Raw genomic sequence first — 15,608 nt, forward strand, 5'->3', positions numbered from 1 at the left:
GGCGTACTTTGCCGTGTCAGGTGACCCTATGGAGGTTGCGCAATATATTTGCAGCGACTTACCTTCCGCCATGCCGGGCTCCCGCGCAGGGTTTCCCGTCAGCAGGAGGTGTTTTGGGGTATCGACAGATGATCGGCCGTGCGGAGCAGGGCCGCAACGACCTTGTCGACCGTCGGCGCCATGTGCGCGTCGATCCGGCGCATGTACGGGCAGGTCAGCACCGCGATCGCATGGTCGGACGACCCGAGGATCGGCGCGCTCAGATCGGTCACGCCATAGGCCTGACGGCTGTCCTGGCGCAGGTAGCCGGACTGCCGGATGGACTGGCATGCATACGCGAGTTCCTGCTCGTTCAGCGGCGCCTCGCCCTTGACCTTGCGATGCTCGGCCAGCATGTGCGCGCGTTGCTCGGGGCCCTGGAACGACAGCATCACGCGCCCCGACGCGGTATCGGCGAGCGCGATACGGGAGCCTAGCCGCACGGATACACCCCACGTGCCGGGGCCGTCGACCTGCGCGATCACGAGCAGGTTGCCGCGGTCGTAGACGGTCAGATGGCACGACTGTTCGACCGCATCGGCGAAGCGTTGCATCGGCGGCAACGCATCGGCGATCAGCCGGTTCATCGGCGGATGCCGGTGCGCGAGCGCGAACAGCTTGAGGCCGAGCGTGTAGCGATCGCCGCCGGTCGAACGCATCACGTAGCGGCGTGCGACGAGGCGCTCGAGCATCCGGTAGATCTCGCTCGCGTTGCGGCCGAGTTCCTTCGTGATTTCGGTGCGGGTGAGGCCTTCCTTCCGCTCGGACAGGAGTTCGAGAATGTCGAGTCCCTTGTCGAGTGCCGGGGCGCGATAGCGGTCGATGGAATCGATCGAATCCGGCAGCTCGAAGTCGGATGGCAGGGCGCGGGTCGTTTGCATCGTCGGTGCGAGTGCCGGGATTTTCGTCGCTCGACTCATCGGGCCGGCAGGGTGACCGCGATGTCCACAGCCAGCGTTTCCGCGCCCGAATTCGACCGGACGCGGGTGACGGGCGCGGCGCTGCAAGCGTCGATGCCGGTCGCCAGCTTCACGTAGTGTTCGTCCGGGCAGAGGTTGTTTGCCGGATCGAAGCCGATCCATCCGAGCGGGTCGACGTAAACTTCAGCCCACGCATGATCAGCGGCTCCGGTTTCGTCATCGTCGCCGATCAGATAACCGGAAGCGAAGCGCGCGGGAAGGCCGAGCCGATGCGCCACGGCGATGAAGACATGCGCATGGTCGCGACATGTCCCGCCGGAACGGATCCATGCCGCTTCCGCATCGGTGGCGTCGTTGCCGTTCTCGAACCCCGATGCGAGGCGATCGTGCACGATGTCCATCAACTCGTGTAGTTGCAGCAGACGGTTCTGCGTGCTCTTCAGGGCCGACGCAAGTTCGATCAGCGAGTCCCCGGGGCGCGTGAGCGGCGATTCGCGCAGGAACAGCCACGGATTGGTCCGATCGTCCGCGGAGCCCAGCACGCCGTCCTTGTTGTGCGTCGTCACTTCGCCGCGCGAAACGATGACGATCTCCGGGGCGTCGTTCGGGCGGCGCACCAGGTCGACATGGTTTCCGAATCCGTCGATGTACGACAATTCCGGTTGCCTGTCGTTTGCGAGCAATTCCCAACGTCCGACCGTTTGGCCGGGATTCGACAACGGTCGCAGTCGAAGGCGCTGCAGTGCCTGCGGCAATGGTGCGTCGAAGGTATAACGCAGCGTGTGGGCGATTTCGATATGCATGGCGGTACTCAATCGAAATTGTAGGCCTGGGCGATGTCGAGCCCCAGTTGCTGATTGCGCCGAATGAATCCGGTCAGGAACTCGTGCAGGCCGTTCTTGAAGATGCGTTCGATCGTGCTGTCGGACAGCATCGTGAGCGTCTGCGCGGCGGTGTCGTGGCACGCGTGAGCGGTGCCATGCTCCTTCACGAGCAAGTTGAGGCTCGACATGACGCGCCCGTAGCAATGGCGCAGCGAGCGCGGCATGCGGCCGTTCAGGAGCAGGTAGTCGGCGATGTTCATCGGCTTGTACTTCACGCCGTACACCCAGCGGTACGAGTTGTGCGCTTCGACCGATCGCAGGATCGATTCCCAGTGGTTGGTATCGAGGATCGTGCCGACGTGCGACACCGACGGCAGCAGCAGGTGGTACTTCACGTCGATGATCCGCGCGGTGTTGTCCGCGCGCTCGATGAATGCGCCGATCTGCGCGAAATCGAAGATCTCGTTGCGCAGCATCGTGCTGTAGAAGCTGCCGAGGATCAGCGCGGTTTCGCGCTTCACTTCGTCGAGCACGGCCGGCAGCTCGCTCTCCGGCACCGGCTGCGCCAGCGCGCGGCGCAGCGCGAGCCACGCGCCGTTCACGCTTTCCCACGCCTCGCGCGTAAGCGCCGTGCGCACCATCCGCGCGTTCGAGCGCGCGGCCTCGATGCACGACAGCACGCTCGACGGGTTGTCGCGGTCGCGCAGCAGGTAGTCGGTCACCGTATCGGCCGCATACGCGTCGTATTTCTCCCGGTAGCCGTCGTCCGCGCCCGAGCTGACGAGCACCGACGACCATTCGGCCGGCGCGTCGGACGTGCGCGTGAGCGCCATCCGCAGCCCGGCATCGACGATGCGCGCGATGTTCTCCGCGCGCTCGATATAGCGGTACATCCAGTAGAGCCCGCTTGCAGTACGTCCCAGAAGCATCTCGTGTCCACTCCGTCTTCGTTCGGTTCGCGCGCCGGCTGCGGCGCGCGCGGTCGCATCCGGCTCAGTCGGCCAGCACCCAGGTGTCCTTGGTGCCGCCGCCCTGGCTCGAGTTGACGACCAGCGATCCCTCCTTCAGCGCCACGCGCGTGAGCCCGCCCGGCGTGATGCGGATCCGGTCCGACACCAGCACGAACGGCCGCAGGTCGACGTGGCGCGGCGCGAGGCCGGCGTCGGTGAGGATCGGCGTCGTGGACAGCGCGAGCGTCGGCTGCGCGATGTAGTTCGCCGGACGCGCGCGCAGCTTCGCGGAAAACGCCTCGAGCTCGGCCTTCGACGCGCACGGGCCGACCAGCATCCCGTAGCCGCCCGAGCCGTGCACTTCCTTCACGACCAGTTCGTCGAGATGCTCGAGCACGTACTTCAGGCTGTCGGCCTCGCCGCAGCGCCAGGTCGGCACGTTCTCCAGCAGCGCCTTGCGCCCCGTGTAGAACTCGACGATCTCCGGCATGTACGAGTAGATCGCCTTGTCGTCGGCGATGCCGGTGCCCGGCGCGTTCGCGATCGTGATGTTGCCGGCGCGGTACACGTCCATGATCCCCGCCACGCCGAGCACCGAATCGGGGCGGAACGTGAGCGGATCGAGGAAGGCGTCGTCGACGCGGCGGTACAGCACGTCGATCGGCTGGAAGCCCTCGGTCGTGCGCATCGCGACGCGGCCGTCGATCACCTGCAGGTCGCTGCCCTCGACGAGGTGCACGCCCATCTGGTCGGCGAGGAACGAGTGTTCGTAGTACGCGGAATTGTGGATGCCGGGCGTGAGCACGGCGACGGTCGGGTTGTCGGCGTTGCCGCCCGGCGGGCACACCGCGGCGAGCGACTGGCGCAGCATCTGCGGATAGGTCTCGACCGGGCGCACCTTCACCTGCTGGAACAGCTCCGGGAAGAGCTGCATCATGGTCTCGCGGTTTTCCAGCATGTAGGACACGCCGGAGGGCGTGCGCGCGTTGTCCTCCAGCACGTAGAACTGGTTCTCGGCGGTGCGCACGATGTCGACGCCGATGATGTGCGTGTACACGTTGCCGGGCGGCCGGAAGTCGATCATCTCCGGGATGAACGCCTCGTTGTGCGCGATCAGGTGCTTGGGCACGATGCCCGCGCGCACGATTTCCTGGCGGTGGTAGATGTCGTCGAGGAAGGCGTTCAACGCCATCACGCGCTGCTCGATGCCGAGCGAGAGGCGGCTCCATTCGGCGCCCGAGATGATGCGCGGGACGATGTCGAACGGAATCAGCCGCTCGGCGGCCTCCGCGTCGCCGTAGACGGCGAACGTGATGCCCGTCTTGCGGAACACGCCTTCCGCGTCGTGGGCTTTCTGGGCGAGGCTCGCGGGATTCTGCGTGTCGAGCCATGCCTTGACTCGCGAGTAGGGCGGGCGAACCAGATCGCCCGCAAGCATTTCGTCAAACGGTGCCATTGAATTGTCTCTTGTTCTGCGAGGCGGCCTGCGTCGGCCTCAGGCCGTCCGCCAATTGCGCGTCGGCTCAGTCGTTGCCTTTTTCGAGTACTTGCTGGGTCAGCGTGACCGACGGGATGGTCGGCTTGAGCAACCCGCGGCGTGCGCGGCTGCTCAGCCATTTCCAGCCGGCCACGAGCAGCAGCGCGACCAGCGGGATCGAGGCGATCGTCCAGGTGCCGTTCGGATAGTCGAATGCCATCAACACCAGCACGCCGAGCAGGAACAGCAGCGTGAGCCACGACGTCACGGGCGCGCCGGGCATCCTGAACGACACGTCGTCCACCTCGCCGCGCCTGACCGCGGCGCGGAACTTCATCTGGCACACGACGATGAAGCCCCACGTGCTGATGATGCCGAGCGACGCGATGTTCAGGACGATCTCGAACACGTTCGACGGCACGAGATAGTTGAGCAGGACGCCAACCACATAGATCGCGACGGTCACCAGAATGCCCGCGTACGGCACGGATTGCGCGCTCATTCGTCCGAGGAATGCGGGGGCCGAGCCGCCCATCGACAGCGAACGCAACACGCGCCCGGTCGAATAGAGGCCCGAGTTGAGGCTCGACAACGCCGCCGTCAGCACCACCAGGTTCATCACCGAGCCGATGCCCGGCACGCCGAGCGCGCCGAAGAACGTGACGAACGGGCTCTGGCCCGCCTTGTACGCACTCCACGGCAGCAGGCAGACCAGCAGAACGACCGATGCGACGTAGAAGATCGCGATGCGCCAGATCACGTTGTTGATCGCGCGCGGCAGCACCTTGCGCGCATCCTTGCATTCGCCGGCCGCCGTGCCGACCAGTTCGACGCCCGCGAACGCGAACACCACGCCCTGCACCAGCACCAGCGCCGGCATCAGTCCGTGCGGAAAGAACCCGCCGTTGTCGGTGATCAGATGCATGCCGGTGTCGTGGCCGGCTACCGGCATGCCCGTGCCGAGGAGCACGGAGCCGATCGCGAGAAACAATACGATCGCGGCGACCTTGATCAGCGCGAACCAGAACTCCATCTCGGCGAACCACTTCACGCCGATCAGGTTCATCGTCGCGACGATGCAGAGCGCGACGAGCGCGAAGATCCACTGCGGCACGGCCGCGAACGGCGCCCAGTAATGCATGTACAGCGCGACGGCGGTGATGTCGACGATGCCGGTCATCGCCCAGTTGAGGAAGTACATCCAGCCTGCGACGAACGACGCCTTCTCGCCGAGGAATTCGCGCGCGTACGACACGAAGCTGCCGCTGCTGGGGCGATGCATCACGAGTTCGCCGAGCGCGCGCAGGATCAGGAACGAGAACGCGCCGCATACCAGGTAGACGATCGCGAGCGACGGTCCGGCGGCCTGCAGACGGCCGCCGGCGCCGAGGAACAGACCGGTGCCGATGGCCCCGCCGATCGCGATCATCTGTACCTGTCGATTGCCGAGGGTCTTGTGATAGCCGGCTTCGTGCGATTCGAGCCAGCTGCGTTTGTTGGTTTCGCCCGTTGTCGACGGTTCCGGAAGCGATGCCATGATTGCGTCCTCGTGCTCTGAAGTGATTGCATTCGTCCCGATCGCGGGACGATCGGGAACGACTCGTACCGGAGAACCCGGGCGCGGAATCAGGCGCGCCCGTCCTGCTTGCGATTTGCCGATCGCGGCGAAACGCACGGTATGTCGCGAACGTATTCGGCCGTAATTCCCGTCACAAACGGAATGCAAATTTGGACTGAACCTGTTCGAATCCGTGCATATGGGCCACGACGATCGCGCCGCAAAACGCGCCGGCCGGCACCGCGCATGCACGGCGGTCGTGTTTCCCGGATGAACCGGTTAGGTAATTTGGTGCGCCCGCGCGCGCTGCGGGGGCAACGGCTGTCGCCGATGCCGACTCATGCACCGAAATGAGGAATGCGGGTTGCCGGCATTTCCCGCTCGTGCCGGCACGGCAAGCGTTTCACGGCAATGGCCCGGTTTTTGCTGGAGTTGCATCGGCCGCGCAACGGTTGCGCGCTGCCCGACGACATACCAGACAAGGAAGATTCACCGTGAGCCCGACGACTCGACCGTTCCCCCGACGCACCTGGCTGGCTGCGCTGATCGCCGCACCCGTGATGGCGCTGTTCGCCGCTGCACCGGCACATGCCGACGCGCTCGACACCATCGCGAAAAACGGCGCACTGCGCGTGGCGGTGCCCGAAGACTATCCGCCGTTCGGCTCGGTCGGCACGGACATGCAGCCGCAGGGCTACGACATCGACATGGCCGAGCTGCTCGCCAAATCGCTCGGCGTGAAGCTGAAGCTGGTGCCCGTGAACAGCGCGAACCGGATTCCGTACCTGACGACCAACAAGGTCGACATGGTGATCTCGTCGCTCGGCAAGACGCCCGAGCGCGAGAAGGTCATCGACTTCTCGACCGCGTACGCGCCGTACTTCCAGGGCGTGTTCGGGCCGGCTGACGTGAAGGTGAGCGGGCCCGCCGACCTGACCGGCAAGACGGTCGGCGCCACGCGCGGCGCGCTCGAGGAGATCGCGCTGACGCAGCTTGCGCCGAACGCGACGATCAAGCGCTTCGAGGACAACAACGCGACGATCCAGGCGTTCCTGTCGGGGCAAGTGCAGCTGATCGCCGCCGGCAACATCGTCGCGGCGGCCATTCTCGCGAAGAATCCGCCGCGCCGGCCCGAGGTCAAGTTCGTGATCAAGAATTCGCCGTGCTTCGTCGGCGTCAACAAGAACGAGCCGCGCCTGCTCGCGAAGATCGACGATGCGATCACGCATGCGAAGCAGGACGGCACGCTGGGCGCGATGTCGCGGAAATGGCTCGGCCAGCCGTTGCCGGCGGGGCTGTGACGGGTCGCCGTGTTGCCTGATACACCGCCGCGGCCGGCGCCGCCGGCGCGGCGGGTGTCGTTGTCCGAACCTGAACTTACTCAATCGTCATGAGCTACCAGCTTCAATTCGGCGATCTCGCCGAATACGCCGGCGTGTTCGCGAGCGGCGCGGCGATCACGCTCGCGCTGACCGCGGTCGCGACCGTGCTCGGCGTGGCGATCGGCGTGCTCGGCGCGGCCGCGTACAGCGTCGACGCGCCGGTGGTCGTGCGGCTGCGCCCGCTGATCGGCGCGTACGTCGAGGCGATCCGCAATACGCCGTTCGTCGTCCAGCTGTTCTTCATCTTCTTCGGATTGCCCGCGCTCGGCGTGCACATCGACGAATACACGGCCGCGATTCTCGCGATGACGCTCAATCTCGGCGCGTACTCGGTCGAGATCGTGCGCGCGGGCGTCGCCGCCGTCCCGAACGGGCATCTCGAGGCGGCGTCCGCGCTTGCGATGTCGCGCGCGCAGATGCTGCGCCACGTCGTGTTGCCGCAGGCGCTCGCCAAGGTGTTTCCCGCGCTCTCGAGCCAGATCGTGATCACGATGCTCGGTTCGGCGGTCGTGTCGCAGGTCTCGGTGGCCGACCTGACCTATGCGGCGGGCTACATTCAATCGCGCAACTTCCGCGCATTCGAGACGTATTTCGTCATCACGCTCGCGTACCTGGCGATGGCGCTGCTGCTGCGCGGCGCGCTCGGTTCGATGGGGCGCCGCCTGTTCTCCCGTCGTGTGCGAGGTGCGCGATGATCGATTTCACGTTCGGGCAGATTCTCGCCAACCTGCTGCTGGCCGCGCGCTGGACGATCGTGCTGTCGATCGTGTCGTTCCTGTCCGGCGGCCTGGTCGGCCTCGGGGTGCTCGTGATGCGCGTGTCGGGTTCGCCGGTGTTGCGTGGCAGTGCGAAGCTGTACATCGAGGTATTCCAGGGCACCCCGTTGCTGATGCAGCTGTTCATCGTGTTCTTCGGCCTGCCGCTCGTCGGGCTCGACGTGCCGCCGTGGGTCGCGGCCACGGCCGGGCTCACGTTCTTCACCAGTGCGTATCTCGCCGAAATCTGGCGCGGCTGCGTCGAGGCGGTGCCGAAAGGGCAGTGGGAGGCCTCGGCGAGCCTGGCCATGAGTTATGTCGAGCAGTTGCGTCACGTGATCCTTCCGCAGGCCGCACGCATCGCGATCGCGCCGACGGTCGGCTTCGGCGTGCAGGCCGTGAAGGATACGGCGCTGGTGTCGATCATCGGCTTCACCGAGCTGACCAAGGTCGGCATCGCGATCTCGAACGCGACGTTCCGGCCGTTCGTCGTGTACGGGCTCGTCGCACTGATCTATTTCGCGCTCTGTTACCCGCTTACCCGTTATGCGCGCACGTTGCAAAGGAGATGGCATGTCGCTCGTTGAAACCCGTGGTCTCGAAAAGAACTTCGGTACCCATCATGTGCTCAAGGGCATCGATTTCTCCGTCGAGCGCGGGCAGGTCGTCTCGATCATCGGCCGCAGCGGATCCGGCAAGAGCACGCTGCTGCGCACGCTCAACGGGCTCGAGAGCATCGACGCGGGCACGATCTCGGTCGACGGCGAGCGTGTCGATGCGCGGCACGCCGACCTGCGCGCGCTGCGGCTCAAGGTCGGGATGGTGTTCCAGCAGTACAACCTGTTTCCGCACCTGAGCGCCGGACAGAACGTGATGCTCGCGCAATCGGTCGTGAAGAAGGCGCATCGCCAGCAGGCGCGCGCGATCGCGGAATTGATGCTCGAGCGCGTCGGCCTTGGCGACAAGTTCGACGCGTTTCCGGAACAGCTGTCGGGTGGCCAGCAGCAGCGCGTGGCGATCGCGCGGGCGCTCGCGATGAAACCGAGCGTGCTGCTGTGCGACGAGATCACGTCCGCGCTCGATCCCGAGCTCGTCGGCGAGGTGCTGGGCGTCGTCGAGCAACTCGCGCGCGAGGACATGACGCTGATCATGGTCACGCACGAGATGAACTTCGCGCGCGCGGTGAGCGACCGGATCGTGTTCATGCACCAGGGCCGGGTGTGGGAAACCGGGACGGCCGAAGAGATCTTCGAGCGGCCGCAGACGGTGGAGCTGACGCGGTTTCTGGGCAGCGTCCGGAATACGGAAGCGGTGGCGCGCTGACCGGCTACTCCTGAGCGGTGCGGACATCGGCGCCGGCTCGACACCGACGTTTCAGCCTGCCGTGCGCCGCGCCGTATCCGGTGCGTGCGAGCCGGACGTGCCGCCGTATCGATGCGCTTCCGTGCGATCATGCGCGTGCGATGGCGCGGCGCCGTGTTCGGATCCCCGAGGCGAGACCGGTTCCGCCTGTCGCCCGGCGGCGTGCGGGCACGCAGCTTGCGCGCAGCCGCCCGTCGCAACGCTTCGGAGGCTTCCATGAAACGACCACACCCGCTGATCGCGATCTGTGCGGTCGCAACGATCGGGTTCCATGCCGGTATCGCCTCGGCGGCGCCCGACGTATCGATCCGCCGCGCCGATTACGGAAAGACCGCCGCCGGGCAGCCGGTGGCCCAGTACACGCTCGCGAACCCGCGCGGCGTGACGTTGAAGATCATCACGTACGGCGGCATCGTGACCGCGCTCGACGTGCCGGACCGGTCGGGTCACGTCGCCGACATCGTGCTCGGCTTCGATTCGCTGCGCGATTACGAGGCCCACAACGGCAACATCCATTTCGGCGCGCTGATCGGCCGTTATGCGAACCGGATTGCCGGCGGGCGTTTCGCGCTCGGCGGCGGCACGTGGAAGCTGCCGGTCAACGACGGGCCGAACACGCTGCACGGCGGCCCTGACAGTTTCGACGCGAAGGTATGGACGGTCACCGGTACGCGGAGCGACGCGGACGGTTCGAGCGTCACGCTGCGCTACGTGAGCCCCGACGGCGAGAACGGTTTCCCCGGTACGTTGACGACGGACGTGACCTACACATTGACGCCCGACAACGTCATTCGCATCGACTATCGCGCAACGACCGACAAGGACACGGTCGTCAACCTGACCAACCACAGCTACTTCAACCTGGCGGGGCAGGCCGGCGGCAGCGTCGAGCGGCAACTGATCGAGATCGCCGCATCGCGCTTCACGCCGACCGACGCCACGTCGATTCCGACCGGGCAACTGGCGAGCGTCGCGGGCACGCCGATGGACCTGCGCCAGTTGACGCCGATCGGCGCGCGTCTGCGCGACGCGGATCCGCAGCTCATGATCGCGCACGGCTACGACCAGAACTGGGTGCTCGACCAGGGCGGCCAGCCGGCACCGGCGTTTGCTGCGCGCGCTTACGACCCGGCGTCGGGGCGTTTCCTCGAGTTGTACACGACCCAGCCGGGGCTGCAGTTCTACACGTCCAACGGGTTGAACGGCAGCGTCGCGGGCAAGGGCGGAACGCTTTACCGGCAAACCGATGCGTTCGCGCTGGAAGCCGAGCATTTTCCCGACTCGCCGAACCATCCGGCGTTCCCGACGACGGTACTCAAGCCGGGCGAGACGCTGCACGAAGTGACGGTGTGGCGGGTAGGGGCACGATGAACGAAGGCGACGCCCGGCGCGCGTGCGTCATAGGTTGACGACGCCGCGGCCGATTTCGATCACGCGTCCGCCGACGCCTATGTCGCCCGTTGCGCCGATCGACAGCCGCAGCCGGCAAGGCCGGCCGACGGCGTCGCCCTGTTCGACCAGAAACGCGGCGGGCAGATCGTGTCCGGCGGCAAGCAACCAGCCGCCGAGATTCGCACAGGCCGACCCGGTGCCCGGATCTTCCGACACGCCGCCGCCCTGTTTCACGAAGAAGTAGCGCGACACGACCGTCCCCGGGCGTTCGGCGTCGAACGCGAACACGTATGCGGTCCTGCGCCCGAGACTGCTTCGAGGCCAGATGTCCAGGCAGGCGCTGTCGGGCTGCGCGCGCCGCACGGCGGCGGGATCTCTGAGCGCGACCAGCAGTTGATCGGTGCCGGTGTCGATCCACTTCGGCGGCGCGAGCAGGTCGTCCTCGGCGAGCCCCAGCAGCGCTGCCGTCTGCGCATCGGACAGCTCGCACGGCGCCGTGTTCGGCATGCCCGCATGCGGCGCGGTGAAGGTCCAGACGTCGTCGCGCGCGTGGACGTCGACGATGCCCGCCTTGAATTCGAGTGCGAGCGTATCGCCGGTCTTGCGCAGGTCGCGCACGACGTGCGCGGTGCCGAGCGTCGGGTGGCCCGCGAAAGCCATCTCGTAGCCCGGCGTGAAGACGCGGACATGCGCATGCGCGCGCGCCGACGGCAGCACGAAGGTCGTCTCCGACAGGTTGAACTGCACGGCCAGCGCCTGCATGGTCGCGTCGTCCATGCCGCGTGCATCGTCGAACACGCAAAGCGGGTTGCCGCCGAACGTCGATTCGGCGAAGACATTCAACAGGCGAAAGGCATACGGCGTCATGTGAGTCTCGGGTGAAGGGGTGATGATCCGGCTTCGAAACAGGATGGGCCGGGTGTGGATGCCGGTGTGATCGACGCCGGTCAATGCGACGACACGAACACCGCATCGTCGAATGCATCCGGAATCGCGAAGCTGTCGCGCATGCGCCGCGTCTCCTGCGCCGGCGTCAGGCCGAACAGACGCTTGAATTCCCGGCTGAACTGCGACGGGCTCGTATAACCGACCGCATAACCGGCGGCCTCCGCCGTCAGGTCCTGACGCACCATCAACAGGCGCGCCTGATGCAGGCGCGTCGACTTCAGGTATTGCATCGGCGACACCTGCGTGATCGCCTTGAAGTGACTGTGAAAACTCGGCACGCTCATGCCGGCCGCGTCGGCCAGTCGCGACACGTCGAGCGGCTGCGCGTAGTCGGCATGGATCACGCGTAACGACCGCCCGATCCGGCCGAACTGTCCGCGCATCGCCAGCGCGCTGCGCATCGCGCTGCCCTGGGCGCCGGTGAGCACGCGGAAATACAGTTCGCGCAGCAGCGCCGGGCCGAGTATCGCGGCGTCGAGCGGCCGGTGCATCGCCTCGACGAAACGCAGCACCGACGCGTGCATCGCTTCGTCCATCGGCGTCGACATCATGCTTCTCGGTGCGTGCACGGGTTCCGCGCTGCCTTCGCGGTCGATCTGCGCGGCGAGTTCGGCGGCCAGCGTGAAATCGAGGTGCAGGTACAGCGCGAGCAGCGGGCGCTCGGGCGTGGCGTCGGTTTCCATGCTGAACGGGACGGGCACCGACACGGCCAGGTAATGGTGTTCGTCGTACAGATAGCGCTCGCCGCCGAAGTAGCCGCACTTGGAGCCCTGGCACACGATCACGATGCCGGGGTCGTACAGCACCGGCGTGCGCGACAGCGCGCGGTTCGAGCGCAGGATGCGCACGCTCGGCAGCGCCGTCAGGTTGTAGCCTTCGTCGGGCGCCAGCGTGCGCAGCAGCGTCACCAGGCGTTTCCGGTCGCGCGGCGACAGCGACGGATATCGGGCGGAGGTTGGGGCGTCGCTCATAGTTTTGTGCAAGAAAATCAGCGGAATCTGGCTTAATCGACATCGATCGTCAGACTAGTATGCATGCTTCAATCGACATTCGGGAGAAGCACACATGGCATCCGGCAACATCATGCTCATCACGGGCGTCAGCAGCGGATTCGGTCGCGCGCTGGCGCAGGAGGCGCTGGCGGCCGGTCACACGGTGGTCGGCACCGTGCGCAGCGCGCAGGCGGCACGGGAATTCGAGGCGCTGTCCGCGCACGCGGCGGTCGCACGCGTGCTCGACGTGACCGACTTCGATCGCATCGACGGCGTCGTCGCGGACATCGAGGCGAACGTCGGGCCCATCGACGTGCTGGTGAACAACGCGGGCTATGGGCACGAAGGGATCATGGAAGAAGCGCCGCTCGCGGAGATGCGCCGGCAGTTCGACGTCAACGTGTTCGGCGCCGTCGCGATGATGAAGGCGGTCGTGCCGTTCATGCGCGAACGCCGGCGCGGCCGCATCCTGAACATCACGTCGATGGGCGGCCACATCACGATGCCGGGCATCGCCTACTACTGCGGCAGCAAATTTGCGCTGGAAGGCATTTCCGAATCGCTCGGCAAGGAGCTCGAGCCGTTCGGCATCGCGGTGACGGCCGTGGCGCCGGGATCGTTCCGCACCGACTGGGCCGGCCGCTCGATGGCGCGCACGCCGCGCTCGATCGCCGACTACGACGCGCTGTTCGACCCGATCCGCCAGGCGCGCGAGGAAAAGAGCGGCAAGCAGTTGGGCGATCCCGCGAAGGCCGCGCGGGCGATGCTCGCCGTCATCGCCGCCGACCACCCGCCCGCGCATTTGTTGCTCGGCAGCGATGCGCTGCGGCTGGTGCGCAACAAGCTGGCGGCGCTGGACGACGAAATCCGCGCGTGGGAGGCCGTGACGGTCTCGACGGACGGCTGACGCGCGCGGTGCGCGGGGCAAAACGGCGCGTTCGCTTCCTGCGGGTGGATGATTGGCCCGGGCATGTCACCGTCGAATCGGGTTTCACAATAATCCCCGATAATGGTCGTCGGCCAGTGCGCCACGTTCATTCACCTCACAGGAGTCATCGCGATGCCATACGTCACCACGAAGGATCACGTCGAGATCTTTTACAAGGACTGGGGCCCGAAGGATGCGCAGCCCATCGTGTTCCACCATGGCTGGCCGTTGTCCAGCGATGACTGGGATGCGCAGCTGCTCTTCTTCGTGCAGAAGGGCTATCGCGTGATCGCGCACGACCGGCGCGGCCATGGCCGCTCGGCGCAGGTCTCGGACGGCCACGACATGGATCATTACGCCGCGGATGCCTTCGCGGTCGTCGAGGCGCTCGACCTGCGCAATGCGGTGCATATCGGTCATTCGACCGGCGGCGGCGAAGTCGCGCGCTATGTCGCGAAGCACGGCGAGCCGGCCGGCCGGGTCGCGAAGGCCGTGCTGGTGAGCGCGGTGCCGCCGCTGATGCTGAAAACCGCATCGAACCCCGAAGGCCTGCCGATCGAGGTGTTCGACGGTTTCCGGAAAGCGCTCGCCGACAATCGCGCGCAGTTCTTCCTCGACGTGCCGAGCGGCCCGTTCTACGGGTTCAACCGGGAAGGCGCAACCGTGCATCAGGGCGTGATCCGCAACTGGTGGCGCCAGGGCATGGAAGGCAGCGCGAAGGCGCACTACGACGGCATCAAGGCGTTCTCGGAAACGGACCAGACCGACGACCTGAAGTCGATTTCCGTCCCGACGCTCGTGCTGCACGGTGAAGACGACCAGATCGTGCCGATCGCGGATGCCGCGCTGAAGTCGGTCAAGCTGCTGAAGAACGGCACGCTGAAAACCTACCCGGGTTATTCGCACGGAATGCTGACGGTCAATGCGGACGTCCTGAACGCCGACCTGCTGGCGTTCGTGCAGGCATAACGACGTCCGGCGCACGCCTGCCTGCGGCGGGCGGCGTCGCGATGCGCGGCTGGCGATCCGTCGCCCCCGTTGAACGGGGCGGCGCGATGGCCGGCCGCGCGTTTCAGCCCACCCCGTTGAAGCGGACGCCCGGATGCGCGAGGCGCGGCATCCGGGCGGCCAGAAACGCATGCAGTTCGCGCACCTGCGCGGCCTTGCCGGAGTCTTCCGGCCAGACGAGGTAGTACGCGTCGCCGGTGCCGACGGCCGTCTTGAACGGCAGCACGAGCTGCTTCTCGTCGATCGCCTTCGCGCACAGCGCGAGGTCGCCGATCGAAATCCCGTGGCCGGCGATCGCCGCCGCCATCCCCTGTTCGAGCATGTCGAACACCTGCCCGCGCGTGATGTCGACGTCCAGAGCGTGGCCGCTGCCCTGGAGCCAGCGGCGCCAGTCGCGCCGGTCGGGCGACGGGTGGATCAGCTCGCACGCGGACGGGTTCGCTCGTGCGACCGTCGCGGTCGCGCGCGAGCACACCGGAATCAGCCACTCGTCGAACAGCTTCACGCAATGCGTGCTTTCGCCGAACCTGCCGGCGCCGAGCAGGATCGCGCAATCGTAGGATTCGCTGAAGAAATCGACGGTATCGACATCCATCCACACGCTCGCGATCTGCACTTCGAAGGCCGGCCGCGTGGCGCGAAACGCGGCGAGTGCGTCGAGCAGCCAGCGCATCGTGAGCGTCGACGGCGCCTTGAGCCGCAGCACGTCGCGCTGCGTCTGGAACAGCATGCACGCTTCCTCGACCTGCCGGAAGCCGCGCCGCAAGCCCGACGCGAGGATGTGCGCTTCCGCCGTCACGGTCATCTTCGGCCCGCGCCGGACGAACAGCTTCCGGCCGAAGTAGGCCTCGAGCGTCTTCACGTGCTTGCTGACCGCGCTCTGCGTCAGGCTCAGTTCCTCGGCGGCCAGCGTAAACGAGCCGGTGCGCGCGGCGCTTTCGAATGCGCGCAGTGCGTAGACAGGGGGAAGCGGTTTGGCCTTCATGGGTTTCGAATATGAATAAAACTCATGTCATGCGGCAGGATTTTCCGTTTTTCGTCAGTGTCCCGGACGCGTGATACTCCAGGAAAGG

At 66.4% G+C, this 15,608-nt stretch carries 15 protein-coding genes; 7 read left to right on the forward strand and 8 right to left on the reverse strand.

Features of this window, described 5'->3' with window-relative positions; translation table 11 throughout:
* Positions 1–98 precede the first annotated feature (98 nt).
* The 5 genes from VXM69_RS34950 to ansP all read right to left on the reverse strand — a co-directional run bounded on the left by VXM69_RS34950 (position 99) and on the right by ansP (position 5,747).
* Positions 99–920, reverse strand: coding sequence for an IclR family transcriptional regulator (locus VXM69_RS34950; RefSeq protein ID WP_367190645.1), 822 nt, complete (start codon positions 918–920; stop codon positions 99–101).
* A gap of 35 nt (positions 921–955) precedes the next feature.
* Complete coding sequence (locus VXM69_RS34955; RefSeq protein WP_367190646.1) at positions 956–1,762, reverse strand: transglutaminase domain-containing protein; 807 nt, start codon at positions 1,760–1,762, stop codon at positions 956–958.
* Positions 1,763–1,770: 8 nt separating this feature from the next.
* Positions 1,771–2,712 (reverse strand): alpha-E domain-containing protein, encoded by a 942-nt coding sequence (locus VXM69_RS34960; RefSeq protein WP_069245754.1) that lies wholly within the window; start codon positions 2,710–2,712, stop codon positions 1,771–1,773.
* A 64-nt stretch (positions 2,713–2,776) separates the two neighbouring features.
* Positions 2,777–4,189 (reverse strand): circularly permuted type 2 ATP-grasp protein, encoded by a 1,413-nt coding sequence (locus VXM69_RS34965; protein ID WP_049036808.1) that lies wholly within the window; start codon positions 4,187–4,189, stop codon positions 2,777–2,779.
* Positions 4,190–4,256: 67 nt separating this feature from the next.
* On the reverse strand, positions 4,257–5,747 hold the full coding sequence (gene ansP, locus VXM69_RS34970; protein ID WP_367190647.1) for an L-asparagine permease: 1,491 nt from the start codon (positions 5,745–5,747) through the stop codon (positions 4,257–4,259).
* A 515-nt stretch (positions 5,748–6,262) separates the two neighbouring features.
* Between ansP and VXM69_RS34975 the strand changes: the two genes are divergently transcribed.
* From VXM69_RS34975 to VXM69_RS34995, 5 genes are all read left to right on the forward strand, one after another.
* On the forward strand, positions 6,263–7,069 hold the full coding sequence (locus VXM69_RS34975; RefSeq protein ID WP_034189546.1) for a transporter substrate-binding domain-containing protein: 807 nt from the start codon (positions 6,263–6,265) through the stop codon (positions 7,067–7,069).
* An 89-nt stretch (positions 7,070–7,158) separates the two neighbouring features.
* Positions 7,159–7,845, forward strand: coding sequence for an amino acid ABC transporter permease (locus VXM69_RS34980; RefSeq protein ID WP_049036812.1), 687 nt, complete (start codon positions 7,159–7,161; stop codon positions 7,843–7,845).
* Positions 7,842–8,492, forward strand: coding sequence for an amino acid ABC transporter permease (locus VXM69_RS34985; protein WP_069705813.1), 651 nt, complete (start codon positions 7,842–7,844; stop codon positions 8,490–8,492). Before VXM69_RS34980 ends, VXM69_RS34985 begins: the two co-directional genes overlap by 4 nt.
* Positions 8,479–9,228 carry an amino acid ABC transporter ATP-binding protein gene (locus VXM69_RS34990; protein ID WP_034189549.1) on the forward strand — a complete coding sequence of 250 codons (750 nt, stop codon included), beginning with the start codon at positions 8,479–8,481 and terminating at the stop codon, positions 9,226–9,228. The genes VXM69_RS34985 and VXM69_RS34990 overlap by 14 nt, the downstream gene beginning before the upstream one ends.
* 255 nt (positions 9,229–9,483) lie before the next feature.
* The gene (locus tag VXM69_RS34995; RefSeq protein WP_226254329.1) at positions 9,484–10,638 is read left to right on the forward strand and encodes an aldose epimerase family protein; all 1,155 of its coding nucleotides are present in this window, start codon (positions 9,484–9,486) and stop codon (positions 10,636–10,638) included.
* Positions 10,639–10,665: 27 nt separating this feature from the next.
* On the opposite strand, the gene VXM69_RS35000 is transcribed toward VXM69_RS34995, so the two are convergent.
* Together VXM69_RS35000 and VXM69_RS35005 are read right to left on the reverse strand one after the other, a co-directional pair.
* Entirely contained in the window at positions 10,666–11,526 is an 861-nt protein-coding gene (locus VXM69_RS35000) for a PhzF family phenazine biosynthesis protein (protein WP_049029026.1), read from the reverse strand.
* An 80-nt stretch (positions 11,527–11,606) separates the two neighbouring features.
* Complete coding sequence (locus tag VXM69_RS35005) at positions 11,607–12,578, reverse strand: AraC family transcriptional regulator (protein WP_034189552.1); 972 nt, start codon at positions 12,576–12,578, stop codon at positions 11,607–11,609.
* Between the two features lie 94 nt (positions 12,579–12,672).
* On the opposite strand from VXM69_RS35005, the gene VXM69_RS35010 reads away from it, so the two are divergent.
* Positions 12,673–13,506: an oxidoreductase gene (locus VXM69_RS35010; RefSeq protein ID WP_301743065.1), complete on the forward strand. Its 834-nt coding sequence runs from the start codon at positions 12,673–12,675 to the stop codon at positions 13,504–13,506.
* A gap of 153 nt (positions 13,507–13,659) precedes the next feature.
* Positions 13,660–14,496: an alpha/beta hydrolase gene (locus VXM69_RS35015; RefSeq protein ID WP_034189573.1), complete on the forward strand. Its 837-nt coding sequence runs from the start codon at positions 13,660–13,662 to the stop codon at positions 14,494–14,496.
* Between the two features lie 103 nt (positions 14,497–14,599).
* On the opposite strand, the gene VXM69_RS35020 is transcribed toward VXM69_RS35015, so the two are convergent.
* A complete protein-coding gene (locus VXM69_RS35020; protein ID WP_059561327.1) occupies positions 14,600–15,520 on the reverse strand; it encodes a LysR substrate-binding domain-containing protein in 921 nt (306 codons plus the stop codon).
* Positions 15,521–15,608 lie beyond the last annotated feature (88 nt).

The organism is Burkholderia sp. Ed8 (genome assembly GCF_040761425.1).
GTDB classification, from domain to species: Bacteria; Pseudomonadota; Gammaproteobacteria; order Burkholderiales; family Burkholderiaceae; genus Burkholderia; species Burkholderia seminalis.

Bases quoted from the DNA above. Each gene is read 5' to 3' on its own strand.
- VXM69_RS34950 (WP_367190645.1), bottom strand. From the start codon at position 920: ATGCAAACGACCCGCGCCCTGCCATCCGACTTCGAGCTGCCGGATTCG.
- VXM69_RS34955 (WP_367190646.1), bottom strand. From the start codon at position 1,762: ATGCATATCGAAATCGCCCACACGCTGCGTTATACCTTCGACGCACCA.
- VXM69_RS34960 (WP_069245754.1), bottom strand. From the start codon at position 2,712: ATGCTTCTGGGACGTACTGCAAGCGGGCTCTACTGGATGTACCGCTAT.
- VXM69_RS34965 (WP_049036808.1), bottom strand. From the start codon at position 4,189: ATGGCACCGTTTGACGAAATGCTTGCGGGCGATCTGGTTCGCCCGCCC.
- ansP (WP_367190647.1), bottom strand. From the start codon at position 5,747: ATGGCATCGCTTCCGGAACCGTCGACAACGGGCGAAACCAACAAACGC.
- VXM69_RS34980 (WP_049036812.1), top strand. From the start codon at position 7,159: ATGAGCTACCAGCTTCAATTCGGCGATCTCGCCGAATACGCCGGCGTG.
- VXM69_RS34985 (WP_069705813.1), top strand. From the start codon at position 7,842: ATGATCGATTTCACGTTCGGGCAGATTCTCGCCAACCTGCTGCTGGCC.
- VXM69_RS34990 (WP_034189549.1), top strand. From the start codon at position 8,479: ATGTCGCTCGTTGAAACCCGTGGTCTCGAAAAGAACTTCGGTACCCAT.
- VXM69_RS34995 (WP_226254329.1), top strand. From the start codon at position 9,484: ATGAAACGACCACACCCGCTGATCGCGATCTGTGCGGTCGCAACGATC.
- VXM69_RS35000 (WP_049029026.1), bottom strand. From the start codon at position 11,526: ATGACGCCGTATGCCTTTCGCCTGTTGAATGTCTTCGCCGAATCGACG.
- VXM69_RS35005 (WP_034189552.1), bottom strand. From the start codon at position 12,578: ATGAGCGACGCCCCAACCTCCGCCCGATATCCGTCGCTGTCGCCGCGC.
- VXM69_RS35010 (WP_301743065.1), top strand. From the start codon at position 12,673: ATGGCATCCGGCAACATCATGCTCATCACGGGCGTCAGCAGCGGATTC.
- VXM69_RS35015 (WP_034189573.1), top strand. From the start codon at position 13,660: ATGCCATACGTCACCACGAAGGATCACGTCGAGATCTTTTACAAGGAC.
- VXM69_RS35020 (WP_059561327.1), bottom strand. From the start codon at position 15,520: ATGAAGGCCAAACCGCTTCCCCCTGTCTACGCACTGCGCGCATTCGAA.